This is a genomic window from Halomonas heilongjiangensis (assembly GCF_002879645.1).
Lineage (GTDB): Bacteria > Pseudomonadota > Gammaproteobacteria > Pseudomonadales > Halomonadaceae > Halomonas > Halomonas heilongjiangensis.
The window spans coordinates 46,729-72,635 of the sequence record NZ_PNRE01000019.1; the positions used below are offsets into that span (position 1 = coordinate 46,729).

Here is a 25,907-nt window from a genome sequence, read left to right on the forward strand (position 1 = left end):
CATGGCTGCCAACACCCTACTGGTTGAACTGGGCGTCGAGGAACTGCCACCGAGCGCCATCGACACCCTCTCCGACGCCCTGGCCGAGGGCATCCGCCGTGGCCTCGCCGAGGCCGAGGTTGCCTTCGGCGAAGTGCTCGCCTACGCCAGCCCGCGTCGCCTGGCGGTACAGATCCGCGAGCTCGCCGACAAGCAGCCCGACCGCGAGGTCGAGCGCCGCGGCCCGGCGCTGGCCGCGGCGTTCAAGGACGGCCAGCCGACCAGGGCCGCCGACGGCTTCGCCCGCTCCTGTGGCGTCGGCGTCGACGACCTGATCCACCTGGAGACCGACAAGGGCACCTGGCTCGGCTACCGCGAGCGGCAGCCGGGCGAGGCCACGGTCCGCCTGCTGCCCGCCATCGTCGAGAGGGCCATCGCCGCCCTGCCGGTACCCAAGAACATGCGCTGGGGGGCCTCGCGCATCGAGTTCTCCCGCCCCGTGCATTGGCTGGTGATGCTCTACGGCAGCACGGTGATCGAGGCCGAGGCCCTGGGCCTGCGGGCCGGCCGCACCACGCGCGGGCACCGCTTCCACGCCCCCGAGGCCATCGAGCTGGCCCATGCCGACGACTACCTCGCCGCCCTCGAGGCCGCCTGGGTGCTGGCCGACCGTGACAAGCGCCGCGAGCGGATCCGCGAGCAGGTGCTGGCCGAGGCCGAGGTCCAGGAGGCCCTGGCGGTGATCGACGAGGAGTTGCTCACCGAGGTCAGTGGCCTGGTCGAGTGGCCGGTGGCCCTGACCGGCAGCTTCGACGAACGCTTCCTCGAGGTGCCGGCGGAGTGCCTGATCTCCTCGATGAAGGCCAACCAGAAGTACTTCCACCTGCTCGACGAACAGGGGCGCCTCAAGCCGCTGTTCATCACCATCTCCAATATCGACAGCCGGGATCCCCAGCAGGTGATCGAGGGCAACGAGAAGGTGATCCGTCCGCGCCTGGCCGACGCCGCCTTCTTCTACGACACCGACCGCAAGCGCCCCTTGGCCAGCCACCTCGGCGAACTCTCCGGCGTGGTCTTCCAGAAACAGCTCGGCACCCTGGCCGACAAGGCCCACCGCACCGCCGCCGTGGCCGCCTTCATCGCCGGCCGCATCGACGGCGACGTGCCCCAGGCCCGCCGTGCCGCCGAGCTGGCCAAGTGCGACCTGGTCACCGAGATGGTGCTGGAGTTTCCCGAGCTGCAGGGCATCATGGGCCGCTACTACGCCACCCACGACGGCGAACCCGGGGAGGTGGCCGAGGCACTGGAAGAGCAGTACCTGCCGCGCTTCGCCGGCGACGAGATCCCCCGCACCCGCACCGGCCTGGCCCTGGCGCTGGCCGACCGCCTCGACACCCTGACCGGCATCTTCGGCATCGGCCAGCGGCCCACCGGCACCAAGGACCCCTTCGCCCTGCGCCGTGCCGCCATCGGCGTACTCAACATCCTGATCAAGGGTGAACTGCCCCTCGACCTGCGCGAGCTGCTCGAACTGGCGGCCGCCCAGCACCAGGAGCTGCCCTACGCCGAGAGCCTGGTCGACGAGGTACTCGGCTACATGCTCGACCGCTTCCGTGCCTGGGGCCAGGACGAGGGGATCGAGGCCGAGGTCTATCTCGCAGTGCGCGCCCGCCCGGTGACCCGCCCGCTCGACTTCGCCCGGCGCCTGCGCGCGGTGCACGCCTTCGCCCACCGCGAGGAAGCCGCAGCGCTGGCCGCCGCCAACAAGCGAGTCTCCAATATCCTCGCCAAGCAGGAGCACGATGGCTCGACGCGGGTGGACGCCACGCTGCTGGGGGAGCCCGCCGAGCAGGCCCTCCATGCAGCGCTCATCGAGCAGCATGACGCCGTGATGCCGCTGTTCGCCGAGGGACGCTACCGCGAGGCGCTGGACGCCCTGTCGAGCCTGCGTGAGCCGGTCGATGCCTTCTTCGACCAGGTCATGGTCATGGCCGAGGACGAGGCGGTGCGCCGCAACCGGCTGGCGCTGCTCGCGGGCCTGCAGGCGCTGTTCCTCGAAGTCGCCGATATCGCCCAGCTTCAGCAGTAGCGCTGCCCGATGTCTTGCCGAAAAGGGCCGGCCACTCGCCGGCCCTTTTGCATGTCATAACGCCCCGTCGGCCTGTTTCACGTGGAACATGCCCGCTCGTCGTCGCTCCGCTTCCCATGCTGCTTCACCCGGCTTTCTTCGCCTGCGGATGTTTCACGTGAAACATGGCCTGCCGGCCCTCGTTGCTTGGCAACCCGGGTTCCACATGAAACACTGCACGTCACCGCCTTCGAATCATCAGTGACCCTCTCTCATGCCCAGCCCACCCAAGCTCGTGATCCTCGACCGCGACGGCGTCATCAACCATGACTCCGATGACTACGTGAAGTCCCTCGACGAGTGGATCCCCTACCCCAGCGCGATCGCCGCCATCGCCCGCCTGACCCAGGCCGGCTGGACGGTCGCGGTCGCCACCAACCAGTCGGGCATCGCCCGGGGCCTCTACGACGAAGCCACCCTGGCCGCCATGCACCGGGAGCTCGGGCGGCGGGTCGCCGCGGCCGGCGGCGAGATCGCCCATATCGCCTACTGCCCACACGGCCCCGACGATGGCTGCGATTGCCGCAAGCCGCTGCCCGGGCTCCTCGAGCAGATTCGCGTTGCCCTGGCCCTCGAGAGTCTCGAGGGCAGCTGGATGGTCGGCGACAGCCTGCGGGACCTGCAGGCCGCTGAGCCACTCGGTTGCCGCCCGGTGCTGGTCAGGACGGGCAAGGGTGAACGCACCTTGGCCAAGGGTGAGGGCCTTCACCACGCCCTTGTCTTCGACGACCTCGCCGCCTTCGTCGACTGGTTGTTGCACCAGACCCGCTGATCCGGTTTCTTTTCCACCACACCCCGCCGCCCTCCCCCTCCTCCTGACCGATCATCCATGCAGAAACCACCAAGCCGGCCATGATGGCCGGCTTGGTGGTTTCTCTCACTGGATTCGGCATGTTTCACGTGAAACATGCCATCGACATTAGACGTCCAGATTGGCTACCAGGGCGTTGCGTTCGATGAAGTCACGGCGCGGCTCCACCTCATCGCCCATCAGGGTGTTGAACATCATGTCGGCGGCCACCGCATCCTCGATGGAGACCCGGAGCATGCGCCGTGTCTCCGGGTTCATGGTGGTATCCCACAGCTGATCGGGGTTCATCTCGCCCAGCCCCTTGTAGCGCTGAATGGAGAGCCCCCGCTGGGCCTCGCCCATCAGCCACTCCAGCGCCTCGTAGAAGCTGGCCACCGGCTTCTGTCGCTCACCGCGGGCCACATAGGCCCCCTCTTCCAGCAGCCCGTCCAGGGTCTCGCCGAGGCCGGCAATGATGCGATAGTCGGCGCTGGTGAAGAAGTCGATGCCCCACACATAGTCGGTGGTCACACCATGAGCGGTCAGCGTGACCGCCGGCAGATGGAGCCCGCGCTCGCTGTCCTGCTCGAGCCGGAAGGTGTAGCGCGGCCCCCCCTCGTAGGCCACCAGGGCATCCATCTCCGCTTGCAGGAACTCGATCCAGTTCTGCATGGTGACGCGGTCCTTGAGACTCGTCTCGCCCTCCAGGTGCGCCGCATGGACGATCTTGCGCAGCACCTCGTTGGGATAGACCCGGGACAGGCGCTCGATGCGCTTCATCACATCGCGGTACTGGTTGACCAGGCTCTCGAGGCCAGCGCCGCTGATGCCCGGTGCGTCGGCATTGACGTAGAGGCGGCCACCGTCCAGTGCCGTGGTGGTCAGGTAGTCGACCAGGGCCTGCTCGTCCTTGAGGTAGCTCTCCTGCTTGCCGCGCTTGATCTTGTAGAGCGGCGGCTGGGCGATGAAGACATGCCCCCGTTCGATCAGCTGTGACATCTGGCGGAAGAAGAAGGTCAGCAGCAGCGTGCGGATGTGGGAGCCGTCCACGTCGGCATCGGTCATGATGATGATCGAGTGGTAGCGAAGCTTGTCGGGATTGAACTCCTCGCGACCGATACCGCAGCCGAGCGCGGTGATCAGGGTGCCCACCTCCGCCGACGACAGCATCTTGTCGAAGCGCGCCTTCTCCACGTTGAGGATCTTGCCCTTGAGCGGCAGGATCGCCTGGGTACGACGATCGCGCCCCTGCTTGGCGCTGCCGCCGGCCGAGTCACCCTCGACCAGGAACAGCTCGGAGAGGCTAGGATCCTTCTCCTGGCAATCGGCCAGCTTGCCCGGCAGGCCGGCGATATCCAGCGCCCCCTTGCGACGCGTCATGTCGCGCGCCTTGCGCGCCGCTTCGCGGGCCCGGGCCGCATCGAGCATCTTGTTGACGATCGCCTTGGCCTCGTTGGGCTTCTCGATCAGGTACTCCGAGAACAGGCGCCCCATCTCCTGCTCCACCGCGGTCTTGACCTCCGAGGAGACCAGCTTGTCCTTGGTCTGGGAAGAGAACTTGGGATCCGGCACCTTCACCGAGATGATCGCCGTCAGCCCCTCGCGCGCATCGTCACCGGAGGTGTTGACCTTGGACTTCTTGAGCAGCCCTTCGGCCTCGATATAGTGATTGAGGCTGCGAGTCAGGGCGGCCCGGAAGCCCGCCAGGTGGGTGCCGCCATCCCGCTGGGGGATATTGTTGGTGTAGCAGAAGATGTTCTCCGAGAAGGAGTCGTTCCACTGCATCGCCACCTCGACGACCACGCCATCCTCGCGCTCCGCCTCGAAATGGAACACCGGGTTGAGCACCGTCTTGTTGGTGTTCAGGTGGTCGACGAACGCCTTGAGCCCCCCCTCATAATGGAAGAGCTCCTCCTTGCCACTGCGCTCGTCGATCAGGCGAATGGCCACGCCCGAGTTGAGAAAAGAGAGTTCTCTCAACCGCTTGGCGAGGATGTCATAGTGAAACTCGATATTGGCGAAGGTGTTCGGCGAGGGCCGGAAATGCACCCGGGTGCCGCTCTTCTCGGTCTTGCCGACCACCGCCAGTGGCGCCTGGGGCACCCCATGATGATAGATCTGCTCGTGGACCTGGCCGGCACGCCAGATGGTCAGTTTGAGCTCCTCGGAGAGGGCATTGACCACCGAGACGCCGACGCCGTGCAGACCACCCGAAACCTTGTAGGAGTTGTCGTCGAACTTGCCCCCGGCATGGAGCACGGTCATGATCACCTCGGCCGCCGACACCCCCTCGCCTTCATGAATATCGGTGGGGACCCCGCGGCCATTATCGCTGACGGTGATCGATTCGTCGGGATGGATAACGACCCGGATCTCGCTGCAATGGCCAGCCAGGGCTTCATCGATGGAGTTGTCCACCAGCTCGAACACCATATGATGCAGGCCGGTCCCATCATCGGTGTCGCCGATGTACATCCCGGGACGCTTGCGTACGGCATCCAGCCCCTTGAGAACCTTGATGCTCGATGAGTCGTAAGCCTGTTCGCTCATTGACTACTCCGTCGTGAAGTCTGTCTGTCCAGTGGCAACAGCTGCCCTTCGCCCGAGTTCGAACGTTTCACGTGAAACATCGCGACCGGGGTCTCGGCTTGCCACAGATCCACCAGGGCGTCGTGATCGACGCTGGTAATGAATACCTGGCAGTGCATTCTCTCCAGCCAGTCGCAGAACACGCGACGGTGCTCGCTGTCGAGCTCGGCTGGCAGGTCATCGATCAGGTAGACACAGGTGCGTCCCGTGCTCGCCTCGAGCAACCGGCCCTGTGCCAGCTTCAAGGCGCTGACGACCAGCTTCTGCTGGCCCCGGGAGAGCACCTCCACGGCCGGGCGCCGCCCGAATCGAATGCCGAGATCGGCACGTTGCGGGCCCTGCTGGGTGAACCCCATCTGCCGATCGGACTCTCTTCCCTGGCGCAGAATCTCGGCCAATTCTCGCCGCCGATCCCAGCCTCGCGAATAGCGAAGTCGCAGCTCCGGCAGTGGCAGCAAGCCCGTCAGGGTCTCCTCGAAGACCGGCAGGAAGGCCTCCATCCAGGCGCGACGCAAGCCGTCGAGCCGCTCGCTCCAGTGCACCAGTTCCTGCTCCCAGGCCGGCAGGGAACCATCGTGCATTCTACCATGCCTGAGCAGCGCATTCCGATGTTTCAGCGCGCGCCGCGCCCGCTGCCAGACATCGAGAAAGTCGTGTTTCACGTGAAACACACCCCAGTCGAGAAACTCGCGACGTCCGGCCGGTGGGCCCTCGAGCAGGCGGAAGGCATCGGGGTTGATCAACTGCAGCGGGAGGGTCTCCACCAGACGTGAAATGCGCGCGATTCGCTCGCCGGCCAGGCGCATCTCCAGCTCCGGGGCATCACGATGTCGCCGCACCCCGAAGGGCACCGGGGGATCGCCGGCGAGGCGCCCATGCAGCATCAACGCCTCGGCGTCATGGGCGATCACATGGCGCAGCTGGCGAGTACGAAAGGACCGGCCCATGCCGAGAATATAAATGCCCTCGAGCAGGCTGGTCTTGCCGCTGCCGTTGGCGCCGGTCAGGAGATTGATCCGGGGCCCGGGACGAAAGTCCAGGGCCTGCAGGTTGCGCAGGCCCTGAAAGGTGAGGCGATCGAGTGGCATATAGGAGTGGGGGTCAGCCGACGCGCCGCTCAAGGCGAGGCCAGTTCCGTCAGAGGCGCATCGGCATGACGACATAGAGGGCATCGCCACCGCCGGGCTCTTCCATCAGCGCGCTGCTGTTGGGATCACCCAGGGTCATCTGCACCCGATCTTCATCCAGCGCGTTCAATACGTCGACCAGATAGCCGACATTGAAGCCGATCTCCATGGCTCCGCCGCTGTATTCGATGGCCACGTTCTCCTCGGCTTCCTCCTGCTCGGGGTTGTTGGCCATCACCCGCAGGTTGCCCTCTTCCAGGTTCAGGCGCACGCCGCGGTACTTCTCGTTGGAGAGAATGGCGGTGCGGGACAGCACCTGGCGCAGCTCGGCCCGGTCGGCGATGAACACCTTGTCGCCGCCACGGGGCACGACACGTTCGTAGTCCGGGAACTTGCCGTCCACCAGCTTGGAGGTGAAGGTGAAATCACCGGTATGGGCCCGGACATGACTGGCCCCCAGGGTCAAGCTGACCGGCTCGTCGCTGTCATCCAGCAGGCGGGCCAGCTCGAGTATGCCCTTGCGCGGCACGATCAGCTTCTGGGCAGGGTCGACCGCGATCTCCGTAGGCCGCGAACAGACCGCCAGACGGTGGCCATCGGTGGCCACGGCGCGGACCAGGTTGGAACGCAGCTCGAGCAGCATGCCATTGAGGTAATAGCGCACATCCTGCTGGGCCATGGCGAAGGACGTGGCATCGATCAGGTGCTTGAGGGTACCCCGCGGCAGGCTGAGCTCGATGCTCCCCTGGCTGTCCTCGATATTGGGGAATTCGGCCACCGGCAGGGTCGAGAGCGTAAAGCGGGAGCGCCCGCTACGCAGCACGGCCCGACCATCCTCCAGGGAGAGCTGGAGCTCTGACTGGTCCGGCAGCGACTTGCAGATGTCCATCAGCTTGCGTGCCGGCACGGTGGCGGCACCCGGCTCCTCCACCAGGCTCGCTGCAGTTCGCCCGATCAGCTCGACTTCCAGGTCGGTGCCGGTCAATGCCACCTGGTCCTGGTCGACCTGGATCAGCACGTTGGACAGTACCGGCAGGGTCTGGCGTCGCTCCACCACGCCGGCGACCAGCGTCAGCGGGCGCAGCAGGGCTTCTCGGGAGATGGAAAATTTCATGTCGGCTCCACGTCTTGTCCTGAAGGGTTCGGCCGCCGGCGGCTTTGGCCGGTCGATCGGCATCGCTGTTCTTGAATGACAACGGTTGAAAGGCAACCAACCTAGCTTAGCTGGTCAGCAGACGCAGCAGATTCTTGTAGTCCTCGCGGATGTCGGCGTTCTCTTCCTGAAGGGCCTGCACCTTGCGACAAGCGTGCAACACCGTGGTGTGATCGCGGCCGCCGAAGGCATCGCCGATCTCCGGCAGGCTGTGGTTGGTCAACTCCTTGGCCAGCGCCATGGCCACCTGGCGGGGCCTGGCCACCGACCGCGAGCGACGCTTCGACAGCAGGTCGGAGAGCTTGATCTTGTAGTACTCGGCCACGGTGCGCTGGATGTTGTCGACCCCCACCTGCTTGTCCTGCAGGGCCAGCAGGTCCTTGAGCGACTCGCGGATGAAGTCCTGGGTGATCGGCTTGCCCATGAAATGGGAGTCGGCGATCACCTTCTTCAGGGCACCCTCCAGCTCGCGGACATTCGAGCGGATCTTCTGGGCGATGAAGAAGGCGGCATCGTGAGGCAGCTCGACCTTGGCCTGATCGGCCTTCTTCATCAGGATCGCCACCCGGGTCTCGAGCTCCGGCGGCTCGATCGCCACCGTCAGCCCCCAGCCGAAACGTGACTTCAACCGCTCCTCTACCCCACTGATTTCCTTGGGATAACGGTCCGACGTGAGGATCATCTGCTGGCCACCCTCGAGCAACGCATTGAAGGTGTGGAAGAACTCCTCCTGGGAACGCTCCTTGCCGGCAAAGAACTGGATATCGTCGATCAGCAGGGCATCCACGCTGCGATAGAAGCGCTTGAAGTCGTTGATGGCATTGAGCTGGAGCGCCTTGACCATGTCGGCCACGAAACGCTCGGAATGCAGGTAGACCACCCGCGCATTCTCGCGACGTCCGGCCAGGGCATTGCCCACGGCATGCATCAGGTGGGTCTTGCCGAGACCCACGCCCCCATAGAGGAAGAGCGGGTTGTAGGCCCCTCCAGGATTCTCGGAGACCTGCCTCGACGCCGCCCTCGCCAACTGGTTGGACTTGCCCTCGACGAAGGTCTCGAAGGTGAAGTTCGGATTCAGTCCGCTGTTGTGCTTGAGGCTGCCCTCTACCTGGACCTGGCGCTCGCCGGGACGCCGACCGGCTGCGCCCCCCTCATCGCGCAGCGCTTCGATCTCGCGCTCGTCCCCGACCTCTCCGCGGCCACGCGACGGCACCTGGACCGCCGGTGCCACCGGTTGTCGGGGGCTGGCCGACACCGGATTGCCGAGTTCCCGCGGCTGGGGAGCGGTCGCCGTGCGACGACTGCCCACCGACAGCACCACCTTGGGTGGCTTGGCGGGCGACAGCTCCCGCATCAACTCACTGATGCGCTTGGCATACTTGTCGCTGACCCAGTCACGGACGAACCGGTTGGGTGCCAGCAGACAAAGCTCGTTGGACTCCCCCTCCTCCGCCTGCAAGGGGCGAATCCAGGTATTGAACTGCTGGGAATTCAGTTCGTCCTGCAGGTAGTCCAGACACTGTTGCCAGAGAGCGAGCGACACGCGACCTCACCATTCATCGAAAAAACGACCGACATTGTATCGTTCAGGGCCAAGGTTATCCACATGAGCCACCCCCTCGCGGCATGCTGTGGACAACCCGGATGATCGGCGGGGACAGCCGCGGGATTCCCCTGGGGGCGGCCCGGCCCTGTGGATGGATGCCCGGCGGGGTACACCGTCGATGCACAGGCCATCCTCCGGTCATGCGAGACTTGCCCACAGCCAAGTCTATCAAATAACATTTTGATCTAATGCGGTTAATTGCACATATCCACAGAAGCTGTCCCCAGTATTAATAACAACATCATCTAAAGATCTTTAATTATAATGACTGATTCGTGGCAGGGCGGCGTTCCCCTTCCCCTGCCATCCACCGGCATCGATACGGAAAAATTGCACCCGAGCACCGAAATCACTACAATTTCCGGTCTTGAGCCGAATCCCCCCGGGTTCCGATACGGGATCCGGACGCCTCGACATTGTCGATTCTTCCTGAAAACCACGTGGGAATAACGAGTTATGAAACGCACCTTTCAGCCCAGCGTTCTCAAGCGCAAGCGCGTGCACGGCTTCCGTGCCCGCATGGCCACCAAGAATGGTCGTGCCGTTCTGGCGCGTCGTCGCGCCAAGGGTCGCAAGCGCCTGAGCGCCTGAACGCGGACCGCACGTGTCCCGTCAGGATTTTCCCCGGCGTCTGCGTCTTCTGACGGCCGGGGATTTTCGGCGCGTCTTCGATACGGCTGCATACAAGGTCCATGGCAAGGGGTTGATGGCACTGGCCTCTCCCAACGACCTGGGACACCCCCGACTCGGCCTGGTCTTCAGCAAGAAGAACGTCCGGCGAGCCGTCGACCGCAACCGCCTCAAGCGACTCGCTCGCGAGTCGATCCGGCTGCAGCAACAGCGCCTGCCCTCCGTGGACATCGTGATTCTGGCCAGGCGTGGCGTTCACGAGCTCGACAACGCCAGCCTGCATCGCCAGCTTCACGGCATGTGGAAGCGTCTGACGCGAGACGTGCAGAAGTCGAAGACCGGCTGATGGGCCCAGGGCAACTTGCCAGCTGCGTCGCCGCGTATCGGCATCGGCGCGGCGCGGCCAGTCACGGAGTCTGCATGAGAGCCACCACCTCTTGCCGGACGATCATCGCTACCAGCATGCCGAGTGCCGAGAATCCGTGTACTGAGCCTAGCCTGCCTTCGGCAGGCTTTCGTGTATATCGGGCGTGCGACCCGCACCACGCCATCGGAATGTTCACCACCCATCGGGCAGACCCCTCATGGACGTAAAACGACTCCTCTTGCTGATTCCCCTGGCGGTGCTCGCCTACCTGATCGTCGTGCAGTGGAACCAGGATTACGGTCAGGTAGCGCCTGAACCGACAGCCCCCTCCTTCACCACTGGAGCCCCTGGCGAGGACACCGCCGCCCCGGATGGAGACGACGACCTCGCCGTCCCGACGACGCCGCGGGCCGAAGGTGAGGTGGGCCAGGAGATGCCCGGCGAGCCGACCACGACCACGCGCAGTCGCGACCTGGTGGCCGTGATCACCGACGTGCTGGATGTGCGCATCGACCCGCAGGGGGGAGACATCGTCTATGCCGCCCTACCGCAGCATCGCTTCACGCTGGACTCCGAGCGCCCCTACGTGCTGCTTTCCGACGGCGAAAGCCGCAGCTACGTGGCACGGTCGGGGCTACAGCTCGATGGCCACGCCGGGCGCATCACCTTCACGCCCGAGAGCACCGAATATCGCCTGACCGAGAACGACAATCGCCTCGAGGTGGACCTGTCCGCCGAGGTCAACGGCGTCGATGTCGTCAAGCGCTTCACCTTCGAGCGCGGCAGCTACGCCGTGGACGTGAACTACTACCTCGCCAACCCTACCGAGGAGCCGGTCAGCGCCCGCTTCATCGGCCAGTTGGCCCGGGACAACAGCCCCGACCCCTCCAGCGGCGTGGCGCTCGGCATGAGCAGTTACCTGGGCGCCGCCTACTCCTCGCCGGATGACCGTTACCAGAAGGTCGGCTTCGACGATATCCAGTCAGGCAAGTTCACGAACCGTGACGTCGAGGGCGGCTGGGTGGCCATCATCCAGCACTACTTCGTCTCGGCCTGGGCGCCACCCCAGAACCAGCAGAACCTCTTCTACGCCACTACCGACTCGCAGAATCGCAACGTGGCGGCCTTCGCCGGCCCGATCAGCAGCGTCGCCCCGGAGGGCGAGGCCCGCCTGGGTGCCACCCTGTACATGGGACCCAAGGTCCAGGACTACATGGAGGCCGTGGCCCCCAACCTGCGCCTGACCGTGGACTTCGGCTGGCTGTGGTTCATCGCCAACCCGCTGTTCTGGCTGCTCGACCAGATCCACAACCTGATCGGCAACTGGGGCTGGTCGATCGTCTTCCTCACCGTCCTGGTCAAGCTGGCCATGTGGCCGCTCTCCGCCAAGGCCTACAAGTCCATGGCCCGCATGCGCAAGCTGGGGCCGGAGATGCAGCGCCTCAAGGAGCAGTACGGCGACGACCGCCAGAAGATGTCCCAGGAGATGATGAAGTTCTACCAGAAGGAGAAGATCAATCCTCTGGGCGGCTGTCTGCCCATCCTGGTGCAGATGCCGGTCTTCATCGCGCTCTACTGGATGCTGCTCGAGTCCGTCGAGCTGCGCCATGCGCCCTTCATGTTCTGGATCCAGGACCTGTCGGTGAAGGATCCGTTCTTCATCCTGCCGATCCTGATGGGCGCCTCGATGTTCGTGCAGCAACTGCTCAACCCGACCCCGCCGGACCCCATGCAGGCGAAGATCATGAAGATGCTGCCGATCGTCTTCACCTTCTTCTTCCTGTGGTTCCCGGCCGGCCTGGTCATCTACTGGGTGGTCAACAACGTCATCTCGATCGCCCAGCAGTACGTGATCACGCGCAAGATCGAGAGCGACCCGAGCGTCGGCAAGGGCATGAAGACCAAGTAACCCGGTCCCGCCCCGCGCCCGAAGACCCCCGCCCCTGGCGGGGGTCTGGCGTTTCCGGCCCCCCGTGCAGACAATGGCGCAGAGCGCGACGAGGAGAAGACGATGGCCGAGCCCCTTTACGTCCAGGACACCATTGCGGCACTCGCCACCCCGCCGGGACGTGGCGGGGTGGGCATCATACGTGTCTCCGGGCCTGCCTGTGCGGCGATCGCCGAGGCGATGATCGGGCACTGCCCTGCCCCGCGCCGCGCCCACTACGGCCCGTTCCGGGGCCAGGCCGCGGTGATCGACGAGGGCCTCGCGCTCTACTTCGCCGGCCCCTACTCGTTCACCGGAGAGGACGTGCTCGAGCTGCAGGGCCACGGTGGCCCGGTGATCATGGACCTGCTGCTGGAACGCTGCGTGCAGCTGGGCGCCCGCCTCGCCCGCCCCGGTGAGTTCTCCGAGCGCGCCTTCCTCAACGACAAGCTCGACCTGGCCCAGGCCGAGGCCATCGCCGACCTGATCGATGCCAGCTCGCGCAGCGCCGCCGAGAACGCCCTGCGCTCGCTGCAAGGCGAGTTCTCGCGCCGGGTCGAGGCCCTGGTACGACGGCTGGTCGAGCTGCGCATGTACGTCGAGGCGGCCATCGACTTCCCCGAGGAGGAGATCGACTTCCTCGCCGACGGCAAGGTCGCCGCGATGCTCACCGCCGTCCAGGCCGAGCTGGCCGAGGTGCGTGCCGCCGCCGGCCAGGGCGCATTGATGCGCGAAGGCATGAGTGTGGTGATCGCCGGACGCCCCAACGCCGGCAAGTCGAGCCTGCTCAATGCCCTCACCCAGCAGGACACCGCCATCGTCACCGAGATCGAGGGCACCACCCGGGACGTGTTGCGCGAACATATCCACATCGATGGCATGCCGCTTCACGTGATCGATACCGCCGGCCTGCGCGATACCCCCGATGCCGTGGAAAGGATCGGCGTGGCCCGTGCCTGGGACGAGATCGGCAAGGCCGACCGCGTGCTGTTGATGGTCGACGCCGCCATGACCGACGTCACCGACCCCATGGTCATCTGGCCCGAGTTCGTCGCTCGCCTGGCCGACCCCTCTCGCCTGACCCTGGTGCGCAACAAGATCGATGCCAGCCACGAAGCCCCAGGCATCGACTCGTCCACAGCCACCCCGGTGATCCGGCTCTCGGCGAAGACCGGCCAGGGGGTGGATAATCTCAAGGAGCACCTCAAGGCGGTGATGGGCTATGCGGCTACCACCGAGGGGCACTTCTCGGCGCGTCGACGCCATCTGGACGCTCTCGACCGGGCGAAGCGAGCGCTCACCAACGGTGAGGAGCAACTGGCCGGCTACGGTGCCGGGGAGCTGCTCGCCGAGGACCTGCGCGACGCCCAGCAGGCACTGGGCGAGATCACCGGGGAAGTCAGCGCAGACGACCTGCTCGGCGAGATCTTCGGCAGCTTCTGCATCGGCAAGTGAAGCCCCTACTCGGCCACCCACCACTCGTCGCGGTAGGTCGCGGTGTCACCCAGCAACGGCGTGATTCGGGCCATGGCGGCGGCGAGCCGCTCGTCGAGCCCCCAGGGTGGATTCACCACCAGCATGCCGCTGCCATACATGCCCCGCTCGTCCGTGGCGGGCTCGCGCAGGCTCAGCTCGCTGCGCCAGATCTTGCGCAGCCCACCGTCGCGCAGGCCCTCCAGCAGTTCGCGGTGACGCCCGGCCGGCAGCAGCGGATACCACACCAGCATCACCGCATGACGCGCCTTCCCCATTGCACTCGACACCGCCTCCGCCACCTCGGCGTACTCCGCCTTGCGCTCGAAGCTGGGATCGACCAGCACGCAGAGCCGCGGCGTCGATACCGGCAACCGCTTCAGGAGCCCCTGCAGACCATCGCCGTGGGTGCGCCGCACGTTGTCCGGCAGGTGCTGACGGGCCAGGTGATCGTGTTCGCCGGGATGCAGCTCGAACAGCCTCAGGCGGTCCTCGGAGCGTAGCCGCTGGGCCAGCCACCAGGGCGACCCGGGATAGTGATCCAGTTCTCCTTCCCGCTGCTGCACCCTCGCCAGGGACTCCAGCCAGGCGCGGAGCAGTGGCTCCTCCGCCAACGCCTGGCGTGCCTGCCAGAGCGGCACCACCCCCTGGCGGTACTCCTGCAGCTTTCGCGTCTCCTCCGCCGCCAGCGGATAGAGGCCCCGACCGGCATGGGTATCGATATACGTAACAGGTGAAGATTTACGTAATAAATGATCGATGACGGCAAAAAGCGTCAGATGCTTGTGAACGTCGGCGAAATTGCCGGCATGGTAGGCGTGCTGATAGGAAAGCATGGATCGACATCCGTGATTCGGCAAGCAAAGGGCCCGCCACTGAGACAGTGGCGGGCCCGTATCGGCGACATCGAGCAACAGCGGGCTTATTGCTGGAACTGGGACTCGATGGGCGACAGGGTGATCTCGACGCGACGGTTCTGGGCACGCCCCGCCTCGTTGTCGTTGCTGGCGACGGGCTGGGTCTGGCCGTAGCCCCTCATCTGGAGGCGGTTACGCGCGACACCGGACTGGGCCAGATAGTTGCCGACGGCCTCGGCACGACGCTCCGAAAGCCGCTGGTTGTAGTCGGCATTGCCGGTACTGTCGGTATGGCCGGCGATGTTGACCCGGGTATCGGAGTATTGGGTCAGTACCGAGGACACGTCATTGAGCGCATTGCGGGCGTTCATGGTCAGTTCGCTGGAATCGAAACCGAAGGTCACGCCGCTCGGCATGTTGAGCACGATGTCGTCACCACGACGATCGACCTCGATCCCGGTGCCCTGGGTGCTGGCGCGCAACTGCTCCTCCTGACGGTCCATGTAGGCGCCGACGCCGGCACCCGCAGCGGCACCCACGGCGGCACCGATCAGCGCGCGATCACGGCGGCTGGTGCTGCCGCTGCCGGAGAGCGCGCCCGCAGCCGCACCCACGGCGGCACCGATGCCGGCACCGGTCATGGTACTCGAGCGCTGGGTCTGCCCGGAGTAGGGGTCGGAGGTGGCACAACCCACCAACAGGGCGGCGGCGGCCACCGGCACGAAAAGACGAAGAGGCTTGATCATGGGGTCGTGTCTCCTTGGTATTCGAAATGACCTGCGATGCTCATCCCTGACAGCCCCGGTCCTGACTGATCAGGGCCAGCAGCTCGTTCAAGAATAATAGACCTTGAGGGGATGCCTGCAGTCGGCCGGCATCTTCCACAAGAAGTCCTTTTTTGCGCGGCGCCGCCAGCCTGTCCTCCAGGCATGACGGCGCCCGACCGGTACGCGTCGACCAGGCAGAGAGGGGAACGCCCTCCACCAGGCGCAGGGCGTTCATGGCGAACTCCAGTGGCAGCTCCACTTCGTCGATGAGGCTGCGGCCGGCGACGAAGCCGCGCGGATCCTTGGAGCGCCGCAGGTAGGCATCCGGTTGGCGCGATTTCCAGCGCCGCTCGATGGCCATCACACCCTCGGCACCGAACCGGCTCAGCTTGCCGTGAGCCCCCGCACCGATCCCCAGGTAATCGCCGAAGCCCCAGTAGTTGAGGTTGTGACGCGAGCGCCGGCCGCCACGCGCATAGGCGGAGATCTCGTAGCGCACCAGGCCGGCCGCTTCGAGGCGCTCGTGGCCCAGGTCCTGGATGTCCCACAGCACCTCCTCCTCGGGCAGCGGCGGCGGGTGGGAATGAAACGCGGTGTTGGGCTCCAGGGTCAGCTGGTACCACGAGAGGTGCTCCGGTGACAGCATGAGAGCCGCCTCCAGGTCGGCCAGGGCCAGGGCCGGGGTCTGTCCCGGCAGGCCATGCATGAGATCGAGGTTGAGGTTGTCGAAACCGGCCCGCCGGGCCTCGTCGACGGCCGCCGCGGCATCGGCACCCGAGTGGATCCGTCCCAGCGCCGCGAGCTGCTCGTCCTGGAAGCTCTGCACCCCCAGCGACAGGCGGTTGATCCCTGCGGCCCGGTAACCGGCGAAGCGGCCACGCTCCAGGGTGCCCGGGTTGGCCTCCAGGGTGATCTCGATGTCCCGCGCCAACGGCAGCCTCTCCGCCAGGGCCTCGAATAGCCGCGAGTAGAAGTCGGCGGACATCAGGCTAGGGGTACCGCCGCCGATGAAGATGCTGGCAAGCGGGCGCCCGGCGGCCAGCGGCAGATCGGCATCGAGATCGGCGATCAGGGCCGCCAGGTACTCCTCCTCGGGCAGCACCGCGCCACGCCCGACCCCATGGGAGTTGAAGTCGCAATAGGGGCACTTGCGCACGCACCAGGGTACGTGGACATAGAGCGCCAGCGGCGGCAGGGCAGGGGCGTCGTCCATCATGCGGTCGCTCATCGACGATCGGGCGCCTCGCGCAGGATCTCCACCAGGGCCTGCAGGGCACGCCCACGGTGGCTGAGGCGATTCTTCGCCTCGGGTGCGAGTTCGGCAACGCTCATGCCCTGGTCGGGGAGCCAGAACAGCGGATCATAGCCGAAGCCGGCTTCGCCGCGCGGATGCGCCAGGATCTCGCCTTCCCAACTGCGCTGCACGATCAGCGGCACCGGATCCTCGGCATGGCGCAGGTAGACCAGCACACACCAGTAACGCCCGGTGCGACGCCCCTCGGCCACCGCGGACAACGCCTCCAGCAGCTTCGCGTTGTTGCGCTCATCGCTCCTGGGTTCGCCGGCATAGCGCGCCGAATGGATACCCGGCCGGCCATGCAGGGCATCCACCTCGAGTCCGGAGTCATCGGCCAGGGCAGGCAGACCGCCGACCCGGCTCGCCTCGCGGGCCTTGAGCAGGGCATTCTCGACGAAGGTCAGCCCGGTCTCCTCGACGTCGGCCACCCCGAAGTCCGCCTGGGGCCGGACCTCGAAACCCAGCGGACCGAGCAGTTGATGGAACTCCCGCAACTTGCCGGCATTACCGCTCGCCAGCACCAGAGGGGTCGGGGTCATGGGCGGTTCTCCAGGAAGGGGGCGTGGGTGCCCATTCTACGGGTCGGGCCTGGCCAGGGGAATGCGGGCGAACGGGCGATGAACGTCATCCTGTCGGCATGTAAAAAGCCATGCTAAAGATTGAGCATGAAACACAAGACTGGCACGGAATGAGCATGAATTTCATTGTCTCGGCGATTGGCGACACCCGTTCCAGAGTCCTGCGAGCCATACAACAGTCTGTTTTGCCTGGGCATTTATATAAGACAAGAAATATCGTCTAAAAGGGAAGAAAGAAATAACCAAAAGTTAGTAATAAATTGTTACATTTTGTCCAACACTCAGTTGACCACTTAAGAAAGTCCCGCTCAGCCTGAAGGGTGGTCAGGGATGGGGGGCTCTACCCGCTCTTCCGTGGGAGTCGCATCATGAATCAGGACAAAGGCATCGTACTGCTGGTGACCACCAGCAATCCACAGACGCAGCTTTTCATCGATTATCTGCATCAGCAACTCGACTGTCCGGTATCGGTCGTGGCACCGGCGGCCGACTGGAAGGGCAGGGACCCCGCTCGGGTGCTGGTGCTGCTCGATGCGGATCACATCGACGAAGCCACCATGCAGCAGTGGCATGTCAAGGCGGCCGAGGAGGCCGGCATGACGCTGGCCGCCTTCAACCTGCGTGACGAGGATCATGCGGTAGAGGTGCTGTCCGCCATGAACCTGCAAGGCGTCTTCTACCGCAGCGACCCCCTGCCGTTGATCTGCAAGGGACTCAATACCCTGCTCGAGGGCTATCTCTGGATGTCGCGCTCGCTGATGACCCGCATGATCCAGTTCTTCCGTCGCCAGCAGCTCAACTCCTACCGCCCGGTCTGCGGCCTGACCCATCGGGAACTGGAGATCATCGCCATGCTGGGGACCGGGGCCTCGAACACCGAGATCGCCGACCAGCTGTTCGTCAGCGAACACACCGTCAAGTCGCACCTCTACAACATCTTCCGCAAGATCAAGGTGCACAATCGCATCCAGGCAGTGAACTGGGCGCGCCAGAACCTCGGGGCCCCGCCGCCTCTGGTCGGCCGACGACGACGCAACGAGCCCCCGGCGGCGTCCAACGGCCACTGAGCCGGGAACACCTCAGAACAGCCGAACGTGCTCCTGGATCAGCCCCGCCAGGGTCTCGGCGGCGTTGTCGGCGGTGGTATCGAGATGGACCAGGTGGAGTCGCTCCTCGTCGGCGAAGGGCTCGAGATCGGCCTGCTGACGGGTCAGCACCGACAGGCTCTCTTCCACGGCCCCCCCCTGCTGCCGGGCCCGTTTCTCGATGCGCCGTCGCAGGGTGGCATCGTCGGCCTCGAAACTGACCAGCAGGCACGGCAAGCCCCGCGCCTCGGCCTGCTGGCGCAACAGGTCGCGCTGCCAGCGGCGCAGGAAGGTCCCATCGACACAGGCCGGGATCCCGGCGTCCAGGAGCACACCGGCGCAGGAGGCGAGTCGCCGGTAGGTGCGTGCCGTCGCCGCCTCGGAAAAGATATCCACAGGGGCGCCACCGGCGACGTCCTGAGGATAAGTCACATCGAGACCGTGCAGGCGTCGACGCTCGATATCGGAACAGACCCGGATCGCTCCGAGCCGCGACACCAGTCCGCTGGTGAAGCGACTCTTGCCACTGCCGGCGACGCCCACGGCGATCACCAGCGGCGGGAAACGAAACTCGGCGATGACCTCGGCAAGGGCGAGGAAGCGACGGCACTCGGCCATGCTCTCGGCCTGCAACGCGGGATGTTCGGGATCCCGATTCAGTGGCGGACGCCGCGAGAGCGCACGCCGCGCGCCGCTCAGGGCATGACAGGCCCCGAGCAGCGACAGCAGCCGCGTCATCTCGTAGTCGCCGGAGAGCCGCAGATAGCGATCCAGGGCCAGCCGCGTCAGCGCCGTCTCCTCGCGACTCTTCAGGCCCACCAGCAGCGCGGCCAGGTCACTGGCCGGATCGGCGGGAAGATCGCCCCCGGGGACACCAGGATCCCGACCGATGGCATTGGCCAGCAGGACCCGCCCCTGGTGGCAGAGCCGGCTATCGGCGTTCTCGAGAGCCCAGCTACGACAGAGCCGCTCCCGGCGGGCCTCGAAGACCGGTGCGAGACGCTGGATATCCTGCTCCAGCCACGCGGCGAGGTGCTCCAGGCGCTCCCGGTCGTCGTCACCGTCGAGGCACTCGCGGATCGCCCGCACTTCGCCCCTGGCCATGACCAGCGCCGCCTGCTGCCCGGCACCGGCGGAAGCCGCCGGCCTGCCGGCGTCACGGTGAAAGGCCACCAGTCGCTCGACCAGCGCCTCCAGTTCGAGGACATCACCACCAGAGGAGGGGGCGAACCCCGTTGCCTGGCTCATATCACGTCTCCTTCCGGTATCGGCAAGCGGGCGGCGTCTCAAGCCTTCTGCATGGCGGCCAGGGCCTGTTCGGCCGCATCCAGCGTCACCTGGATGTCCTCCGGCGTATGGGCACTGGACATGAAGCCGGCCTCATAGGCCGAAGGCGCCAGGTAGACCCCCCGGTCGAGCATCGCCGAGAAGAAGCGACGGAAGGCGTCGGCATCGCAGGCGGTGGCCTGGGCGAAATTGTCGACCCGGCTCTGGCGAGTGAAGAAGACACCGAACATGCCGCCGACCCGCTGGGTGATCATGTCGACACCGGCCGCATCGGCGCGCTCCTGCAGGCCATGGCAGAGGGTATCGACCCGCTGGGCCAGGGCATTGTGGAAGCCCGGGACCCGCAGCTTGGTGAGCAGGGCGATGCCGGCGGCCATGGCCAGTGGATTGCCCGAGAGGGTACCGGCCTGGTAGATCGGGCCCAGTGGCGAGATGTTCGACATGAGCGTCTCGCTGCCGCCGAAGGCGCCCACTGGCATGCCGCCGCCGACGATCTTGCCCAGGCAGGTGAGATCCGGCGTGACGCCATAATGGGCCTGGGCACCGCCCAGGGCGACCCGGAAACCGGTCATCACCTCGTCGAAGATCAGCACGCTGTCGTGGGCGTTGCAGACCCGGCGCAGGGTCTCCAGGAAGCCCGGCTGCGGCGGGATGCAGTTCATGTTGCCGGCGACCGGTTCGACGATGATGCAGGCCACCTGGTCGCCGATCTCCTCGAAGCACTGCTCCACCGCATCCAGGTCGTTGTAGGGCAGGGTGATGGTGTGCTCGGCCAGGGACGCCGGCACGCCCGGCGAACTCGGCTCGCCGTGCGTCAGGGCGCCGGAGCCGGCCTTGACCAGCAGCGAATCGGAATGGCCATGGTAGTTGCCCTCGAACTTGACGATCTTGTCGCGCCCGGTGACGCCGCGCGCCAGGCGAATCGCCGACATGGTGGCTTCGGTACCGGAGTTGACCATGCGCACCATCTCGATGGAGGGGAGCATCTCGCAGATCAGGTCGGCCATGGTGGTCTCGATGGCCGTGGGCGTCCCGAAGGAGAGGCCGTTGTCGAGCCGCTCGCGCACCGCGGCGAGCACGTCGGGGTCGGCATGGCCGGTGATCATCGGTCCCCAGGAACCGACATAGTCGACATAGCGCTTGCCTTCCACATCGAACAGGTAGGCGCCCTGGGCACGCTCCATGAACACCGGCGGGCGCTCCAGCCCCTTGAAGGCACGTACCGGCGAATTGACGCCACCGGGGATGTGACGGCAGGCCTGTTCGAAGAGCTGTGCGGATGTGGTCATGTCTACCTCAAGCAAACGAAGATGGTGTCAGCCCGTGGCACCGGGCTGTGGACAAGTCACTGGACAACCTGCCGGCAAGCGGGGGAAGGGCGGTGAAGAAGTCCCCCTGCCTGCCGACCGCTATGCTCCATTCTCGGTGGTCGCGTCGGCGATGGCCAGCCCCCCTCATCCACGCGACGTGTCACCGGGGAAGCTCACCACCGCCGGCAGCTGCCAGAGCCGCCGCGGCAGCGCCTGATCGTGACCCGGTCGCCAGCCATGGGCCAGCGCCTGCCAGGTGAACGCCTGAGCCTGCTCGCAGGCCGTCACCACCGTCTCGCCGGCCGCCAATCGCGCCGCCAGTGCCGCGGCGAGCGTACAGCCTGATCCATGGAAGGTGCCGCCGAGGCGCGGCCAGGACCACTGCCGGCTCACGTCCGTGGCATGCAGGGTGTGCTCCACCCGGTCGGCCGGCACGCGCCCGCTCGGGTCGTCGGTGCCGGTGACCAGTACCGCCTGGCAACCCAGGGTCATCAGTTCCACCGCCCGCTCGGTGTCATCCCCCTCGGCACCGGCCGACAGCCTTGCCAGCTCCTGCCGATTGGGGGTGAGGATATCCACAAGGGGCAGCAGCCGCTCGCGGAAGGCATCCACCAGCTCGGCTGTGGATAACTCACTGCCGCCGCCGGCACGTAACACCGGATCCACCACCAGCGGCACCCCGGGATGACGGCGCACGATATCGGTCACGGCATCGAGGGTCGCCGTGTGGGCCACCAGTCCTACCTTGATGGCGGCGATTTCGAACCCCTCGAGTGCAGCCACCATGCGCCGCATGGTACCGGGATCCACCGGCACCACCTCGGCCACATCGCGACAGTTCTGCACGGTCAGCGCCGTGGGAACGGTCAACGCCCAGCCGCCACAGGCGGCGATCGCCTCGGCGTCGGCCATCAGGCCGGCCCCCCCGGTGGGGTCGTGACCCGCCAGCACCAGCACCACCGGCAGATGGGGGGCAACATTGGAAGTGGTCATCATCAGAACGGCTTGAGCACGGCGAGCAGGACGATCGCCAGCAGCGCGATCACCGGCAGCTCGTTGAACCAGCGGAAGAAGACGTGACTCCTCGTGCAGCGGCCCGCGGCGAACTGCTTCAGGTAGATCAGGCAGACATGGTGATAGGCCACCAGCAGCGCCACCAGCAGCAGCTTGACGTGCATCCAGCCCTGGCCGAGCCAGACCGGTGTCAGGAAGAGCATCCCGCCACCCAGCACCAGCACGGCGATCATCGACGGCGTCATGATGCCGCGGTAGAGCTTGCGCTCCATCACCAGGAAGTGATCGATGGCCTGTTGCTCGCCACGATCACGGGCCATGGCGTGATAGACGTAGAGTCGCGGCAGATAGAACAGCGCGGCGAACCAGGTCACCATGGCGATCAGGTGCAGGGCCTTGATCCACAGGTACATTTGGGCTCCTCAGGAGGGCGACGACGGGTCGAAACGGTAATAGCGCTCGATGGCGCCGCGGGTGATGATACCGGAAATCCGCTTCTGCTTCGGCCGGTGACCATGCTCCACGTAGAGGGCATCCACCGCCTGGTCGTTGAGACGGGCAAAGGCCTCCGAGAGGGTCGCCTGCAGGTGGATCGGTGCCATCTCCAGGCGCAGGCCGGGAATCTCCAGCAGGTCGAGCAGTTCACCCTCATCGCGCTCCCGCTCGTCCTCCGTCGCCTCCTGCCCCATCAGCCAGCGCGCCAGGTCGGCGGCCTTGAGGGCCAGGGTCAGCTTGTCGTCGGTGGAGCGTTCGATCAATACCCAGACCGGGTTGGCCTCGAGCAGACCCCGTGCCTGGTCGCGGGTCACCATCCGCGGCGTGCGCACCAGGTTGCGCTCCATCACCGCCGGCACCGAGACCCGGGAGAGCGCCTGCATCAGCGGCTGCTGCAGGGGATGCAGGCCGTGGCGGGTGACGCTGATGAAGAACCCGTCGCAGCGACACAGCTGGCGGGTGGTGAGGCCGGATACCACCACCGCCAGCATGCCGGGCAGGATGATGTTGGGGTTATGGGTCAGCTCGAGCAGCGCCATCAGCGCCGCCAGTGGCGCCTGCAGCACCGCCCCCATCATGGCCGCCATGCCGAGCATGGCATAGAGCCCCGGGTCGGCGGCGGTGCCCGGCCACAGCCAGCCCCCCGCCAGGCCCATCAGGGCACCCGCGGCGGCACCGATCACCAGCACCGGACCGATGATGCCGATGGGAATGCCGCTGGCCACGGTGATCGCCGTGAGCAGCAGCTTGGCCACCACCAGCGCCAGCAGCACGTCCACGGCCAGGTCACCGACGAGCGACGCCGCCAGGCTGTCATAGCCGATGCCCTGTGCCTCCGGGTACCACCAGGCCACGCCCGCCGTGGCCACCGCCACCAGCGACAGGCGCAGCCAGACCGGCAGGCCGGTGAGCCGCGCGCTCTTCGCCACATGGATGAAGGCGCCGGCCAGCAGTCCGATCAGCAGGGCGGTGATCACGATCCAGGGCAGGTTGAACATCGACCCCAGGCTCACCGTGGGTACCTGGAAGGCGGGTTCGGAACCGTAGACCAGCTGGGCCACCACGGCCCCCATGGTCGAGGCGAGGATCACCGGCATGAAGCCGGCGATGGTGTACTCCATCATCACCACTTCCATGGCGAAGATGACCCCCGCGATGGGGGTATTGAAGGAGGCCGAGATACCCGCCGCGGTACCGCAGGCCACCAGTACCCGCAGGCTGTTGTGGGGCAGCCGCAGCCGTTGCCCCAGGCCACTGGAGGCCGCCGCCCCCAGGTGGATCGCCGGCCCCTCGCGGCCGGCGGAGAGCCCGCCGAGCACCGAGACCACGCCGACCCACCACTGGTTGAGCCAGTTGCGCAGCGGAAAGCGCCCCTGGTGGTAGGTCAGTCGCTCGATCACGTGGCCGACGCCCAGCTTGCGGGCCGCCGCCGGCTGGCGCCACAGCAGGAGTCCGATGACGGCCACCGCCACCATCGGCAGGGCGGCCCGCACCTCGCGGGAGAGCCCCTCGAAGGCCTCGGAATCGCCCCCCGGCATGAAGGCCAGGGCCCCCAGGTCGAGCAGCAGGCGGAACCCCACCATCAACCCCCCGGTGATCAGCCCCGAGAGCACGCCCAGCACGCACAGCTGGGGCAGGGCATCGACATTGGCCAGCTGGCGGCGGAAGCCTTCCAGGCTGAGGTCGGGGAGCGAGAAGCGCGGCACGGCGACGGTCCTGTTCATCCGGTGGCGGAGAGCGGCCTGGGTAGGCGCCCCCTCTCTTGTGTATCATAAGCGTCATCAGAGGTCCCGGCTGCGGCAGGCGTTCGACGCAGCGTCCACGCCGGGGCGACAGGCTCGTCAAACCATCGGGAAGGAGGGCATCGTGATCAAGGTCGGAATCGTCGGCGGCACCGGGTACACCGGGGTCGAATTGCTCAGGCTGCTGGCGCAGCACCCCGAGGTCGAGGTGGAGGCGATCACCTCCCGCTCCGAGACGGGCGTGCGCGTCGGCGACATGTACCCCAACCTGCGCGGCCACTACGACGACCTCGCCTTCAGCGAGCCCGACGCCGAGCGCCTCGGCGCCTGCGACGCGGTGTTCTTCGCCACCCCCCACGGGGTCGCCCACGCCCTGGCCGGCGAGCTGCTCGACAAGGGCACCCGGGTGATCGATCTCTCGGCCGACTTCCGCCTGCGCGACGCCGCGGAATGGGCCCACTGGTACGGCCAGCCCCACGGCGCCCCGGCGCTGCTCGACGAGGCGGTCTACGGCCTGCCGGAGATGCACCGTGAACGCATCCGCAAGGCGCGCCTGATCGCCGTGCCCGGCTGCTATCCCACCGCCGTGCAGCTCGGCCTGCTGCCGCTGCTCGAGGCCGGCCTGATCGACGCCGACCGGGTGATCGCCGACTGCAAGTCCGGTGTCACCGGTGCCGGCCGCGGTGCCAAGGTGCCCTCGCTGCTCGCCGAGGCCAGCGAATCGATGAAGGCCTACGGTGCCGGCGGCCATCGCCACCTGCCGGAGATCCGTCAGGGGCTCGGTGATGCCGCGGGCGGCCCGGTGGGACTGACCTTCGTGCCCCACCTGACGCCGATGATCCGCGGCATCCACGCCACCCTCTACGGGCGGCTCACCGCCGAGCCGGACGACCTCCAGGCGCTGTTCGAACGGCGCTTCGCGGACGAGCCCTTCGTCGACGTCATGCCCGCCGGCAGCCACCCCGAGACGCGCAGCGTCAAGGGCGCCAACCTCTGCCGTCTCGCCGTGCACCGCCCCGGCGACGGCGACACCGTGGTGGTGCTGTCGGTGATCGACAACCTGGTCAAGGGCGCCTCCGGCCAGGCGGTCCAGAACCTCAACCTGATGTTCGGCTTCGACGAACGCGCCGGCCTGTCGGCCCCCGCGCTGATGCCCTGATCTCACTCCCCTGGACATTGAGGGCGCCGAGGGAAGGTCCCTCCCACAAAAGTTGACCCTTTTGCTGGGGATTGGGGATAATGGACGGTCGAATACTCCATTTCCCTTCAGGGAGCTCTTCCATGAGCGGTGCCGAATCCTTCGTCCCCACCCCCTTGATGCTGTCGGACAGCGCCCGTGCGCGCCTCACGGCATTGATCGAGGAAGAGGGCAATGCCGAGCTGAAGCTGCGGGTCTACGTGACCGGCGGCGGCTGTTCGGGCTTCCAGTACGGCTTCGACTTCGCCGACGAGATCGCCGAGGACGACACCCTGATCCCCTTCGGCGATGTCGCCCTGGTGGTCGACCCGCTCTCCTACCAGTACCTGGTCGGCTCCACCGTGGACTTCGAGGAGGGGCTGGCCGGTGCCCGCTTCCTGGTCCAGAACCCCAACGCCACCACCACCTGCGGCTGTGGCGCGTCTTTCATGGTCTGATCCCCCGCTTCCCCGCGACTTGACGCTGTCATGGAACCTCGCCAAGGTTGAAAGGGCGAATCCCACCGGTA

At 66.3% G+C, this 25,907-nt stretch carries 22 protein-coding genes; 9 read left to right on the plus strand and 13 right to left on the minus strand.

All coding sequences use genetic code 11. The features are described 5' to 3' along the window. The first annotated feature begins 1 nt into the window (after position 1). The gene (glyS, locus tag C1H66_RS03440) at positions 2 to 2,068 is read left to right on the plus strand and encodes a glycine--tRNA ligase subunit beta (RefSeq protein WP_102626518.1); all 2,067 of its coding nucleotides are present in this window, start codon (positions 2 to 4) and stop codon (positions 2,066 to 2,068) included. Positions 2,069 to 2,321: 253 nt separating this feature from the next. Further along, positions 2,322 to 2,879, plus strand: coding sequence for a D-glycero-beta-D-manno-heptose 1,7-bisphosphate 7-phosphatase (gene gmhB / locus C1H66_RS03445; RefSeq protein WP_102626519.1), 558 nt, complete (start codon positions 2,322 to 2,324; stop codon positions 2,877 to 2,879). A gap of 147 nt (positions 2,880 to 3,026) precedes the next feature. On the opposite strand, the gene gyrB is transcribed toward gmhB, so the two are convergent. From gyrB to dnaA, 4 genes are all read right to left on the minus strand, one after another. Continuing rightward, positions 3,027 to 5,447 carry a DNA topoisomerase (ATP-hydrolyzing) subunit B gene (gene gyrB / locus C1H66_RS03450; RefSeq protein ID WP_102626520.1) on the minus strand — a complete coding sequence of 807 codons (2,421 nt, stop codon included), beginning with the start codon at positions 5,445 to 5,447 and terminating at the stop codon, positions 3,027 to 3,029. Beyond that, entirely contained in the window at positions 5,444 to 6,574 is a 1,131-nt protein-coding gene (gene recF / locus C1H66_RS03455) for a DNA replication/repair protein RecF (protein WP_102626521.1), read from the minus strand. The genes gyrB and recF overlap by 4 nt, the downstream gene beginning before the upstream one ends. 49 nt (positions 6,575 to 6,623) lie before the next feature. Beyond that, complete coding sequence (gene dnaN, locus C1H66_RS03460; RefSeq protein WP_102626522.1) at positions 6,624 to 7,727, minus strand: DNA polymerase III subunit beta; 1,104 nt, start codon at positions 7,725 to 7,727, stop codon at positions 6,624 to 6,626. Between the two features lie 106 nt (positions 7,728 to 7,833). Next, entirely contained in the window at positions 7,834 to 9,309 is a 1,476-nt protein-coding gene (gene dnaA, locus C1H66_RS03465; protein WP_102626523.1) for a chromosomal replication initiator protein DnaA, read from the minus strand. Between the two features lie 519 nt (positions 9,310 to 9,828). Between dnaA and rpmH the strand changes: the two genes are divergently transcribed. The 4 genes from rpmH to mnmE all read left to right on the plus strand — a co-directional run bounded on the left by rpmH (position 9,829) and on the right by mnmE (position 13,751). Then, positions 9,829 to 9,963: a 50S ribosomal protein L34 gene (gene rpmH / locus C1H66_RS03470; RefSeq protein ID WP_010626003.1), complete on the plus strand. Its 135-nt coding sequence runs from the start codon at positions 9,829 to 9,831 to the stop codon at positions 9,961 to 9,963. 13 nt (positions 9,964 to 9,976) lie between these two features. Next, a complete protein-coding gene (gene rnpA, locus C1H66_RS03475; protein WP_102626524.1) occupies positions 9,977 to 10,348 on the plus strand; it encodes a ribonuclease P protein component in 372 nt (123 codons plus the stop codon). Between the two features lie 238 nt (positions 10,349 to 10,586). Further along, a complete protein-coding gene (gene yidC, locus C1H66_RS03480; RefSeq protein ID WP_102626525.1) occupies positions 10,587 to 12,278 on the plus strand; it encodes a membrane protein insertase YidC in 1,692 nt (563 codons plus the stop codon). 102 nt (positions 12,279 to 12,380) lie between these two features. Further along, the gene (gene mnmE / locus C1H66_RS03485) at positions 12,381 to 13,751 is read left to right on the plus strand and encodes a tRNA uridine-5-carboxymethylaminomethyl(34) synthesis GTPase MnmE (protein WP_102626526.1); all 1,371 of its coding nucleotides are present in this window, start codon (positions 12,381 to 12,383) and stop codon (positions 13,749 to 13,751) included. A 5-nt stretch (positions 13,752 to 13,756) separates the two neighbouring features. Here mnmE and C1H66_RS03490 read toward each other — a convergent pair whose 3' ends face one another. From C1H66_RS03490 to rdgB, 4 genes are all read right to left on the minus strand, one after another. Further along, positions 13,757 to 14,605: a 23S rRNA (adenine(2030)-N(6))-methyltransferase RlmJ gene (locus C1H66_RS03490; protein ID WP_102626527.1), complete on the minus strand. Its 849-nt coding sequence runs from the start codon at positions 14,603 to 14,605 to the stop codon at positions 13,757 to 13,759. A gap of 86 nt (positions 14,606 to 14,691) precedes the next feature. Further along, positions 14,692 to 15,372: a YiaD family glycine zipper/OmpA-like lipoprotein gene (locus C1H66_RS03495; protein WP_240618206.1), complete on the minus strand. Its 681-nt coding sequence runs from the start codon at positions 15,370 to 15,372 to the stop codon at positions 14,692 to 14,694. 40 nt (positions 15,373 to 15,412) lie between these two features. Next, positions 15,413 to 16,609 carry a radical SAM family heme chaperone HemW gene (hemW, locus tag C1H66_RS03500; protein ID WP_102626617.1) on the minus strand — a complete coding sequence of 399 codons (1,197 nt, stop codon included), beginning with the start codon at positions 16,607 to 16,609 and terminating at the stop codon, positions 15,413 to 15,415. An 8-nt stretch (positions 16,610 to 16,617) separates the two neighbouring features. Further along, a complete protein-coding gene (rdgB, locus tag C1H66_RS03505; protein WP_102626528.1) occupies positions 16,618 to 17,229 on the minus strand; it encodes an RdgB/HAM1 family non-canonical purine NTP pyrophosphatase in 612 nt (203 codons plus the stop codon). A gap of 407 nt (positions 17,230 to 17,636) precedes the next feature. On the opposite strand from rdgB, the gene C1H66_RS03510 reads away from it, so the two are divergent. Further along, the gene (locus tag C1H66_RS03510; RefSeq protein ID WP_102626529.1) at positions 17,637 to 18,335 is read left to right on the plus strand and encodes a response regulator transcription factor; all 699 of its coding nucleotides are present in this window, start codon (positions 17,637 to 17,639) and stop codon (positions 18,333 to 18,335) included. A 12-nt stretch (positions 18,336 to 18,347) separates the two neighbouring features. Here the strand turns inward: C1H66_RS03510 and C1H66_RS03515 are convergent, their stop codons facing one another. The 5 genes from C1H66_RS03515 to C1H66_RS03535 all read right to left on the minus strand — a co-directional run bounded on the left by C1H66_RS03515 (position 18,348) and on the right by C1H66_RS03535 (position 24,165). Beyond that, a complete protein-coding gene (locus C1H66_RS03515; RefSeq protein ID WP_102626530.1) occupies positions 18,348 to 19,601 on the minus strand; it encodes a P-loop nucleotide/nucleoside kinase family protein in 1,254 nt (417 codons plus the stop codon). A gap of 38 nt (positions 19,602 to 19,639) precedes the next feature. Next, a complete protein-coding gene (gene hemL, locus C1H66_RS03520; RefSeq protein ID WP_102626531.1) occupies positions 19,640 to 20,929 on the minus strand; it encodes a glutamate-1-semialdehyde 2,1-aminomutase in 1,290 nt (429 codons plus the stop codon). Positions 20,930 to 21,094: 165 nt separating this feature from the next. Next, positions 21,095 to 21,946 (minus strand): bifunctional hydroxymethylpyrimidine kinase/phosphomethylpyrimidine kinase, encoded by an 852-nt coding sequence (gene thiD, locus C1H66_RS03525; protein ID WP_240618207.1) that lies wholly within the window; start codon positions 21,944 to 21,946, stop codon positions 21,095 to 21,097. Beyond that, positions 21,946 to 22,377: a protoporphyrinogen oxidase HemJ gene (gene hemJ, locus C1H66_RS03530; protein WP_102626532.1), complete on the minus strand. Its 432-nt coding sequence runs from the start codon at positions 22,375 to 22,377 to the stop codon at positions 21,946 to 21,948. Before hemJ ends, thiD begins: the two co-directional genes overlap by 1 nt. A 9-nt stretch (positions 22,378 to 22,386) precedes the next feature. Next, positions 22,387 to 24,165: a chloride channel protein gene (locus C1H66_RS03535; RefSeq protein WP_102626619.1), complete on the minus strand. Its 1,779-nt coding sequence runs from the start codon at positions 24,163 to 24,165 to the stop codon at positions 22,387 to 22,389. 160 nt (positions 24,166 to 24,325) lie between these two features. On the opposite strand from C1H66_RS03535, the gene argC reads away from it, so the two are divergent. Together argC and erpA are read left to right on the plus strand one after the other, a co-directional pair. Further along, positions 24,326 to 25,360: an N-acetyl-gamma-glutamyl-phosphate reductase gene (argC, locus tag C1H66_RS03540; RefSeq protein WP_102626533.1), complete on the plus strand. Its 1,035-nt coding sequence runs from the start codon at positions 24,326 to 24,328 to the stop codon at positions 25,358 to 25,360. 122 nt (positions 25,361 to 25,482) lie between these two features. Beyond that, positions 25,483 to 25,836, plus strand: coding sequence for an iron-sulfur cluster insertion protein ErpA (gene erpA / locus C1H66_RS03545; RefSeq protein ID WP_102626534.1), 354 nt, complete (start codon positions 25,483 to 25,485; stop codon positions 25,834 to 25,836). Positions 25,837 to 25,907 lie beyond the last annotated feature (71 nt).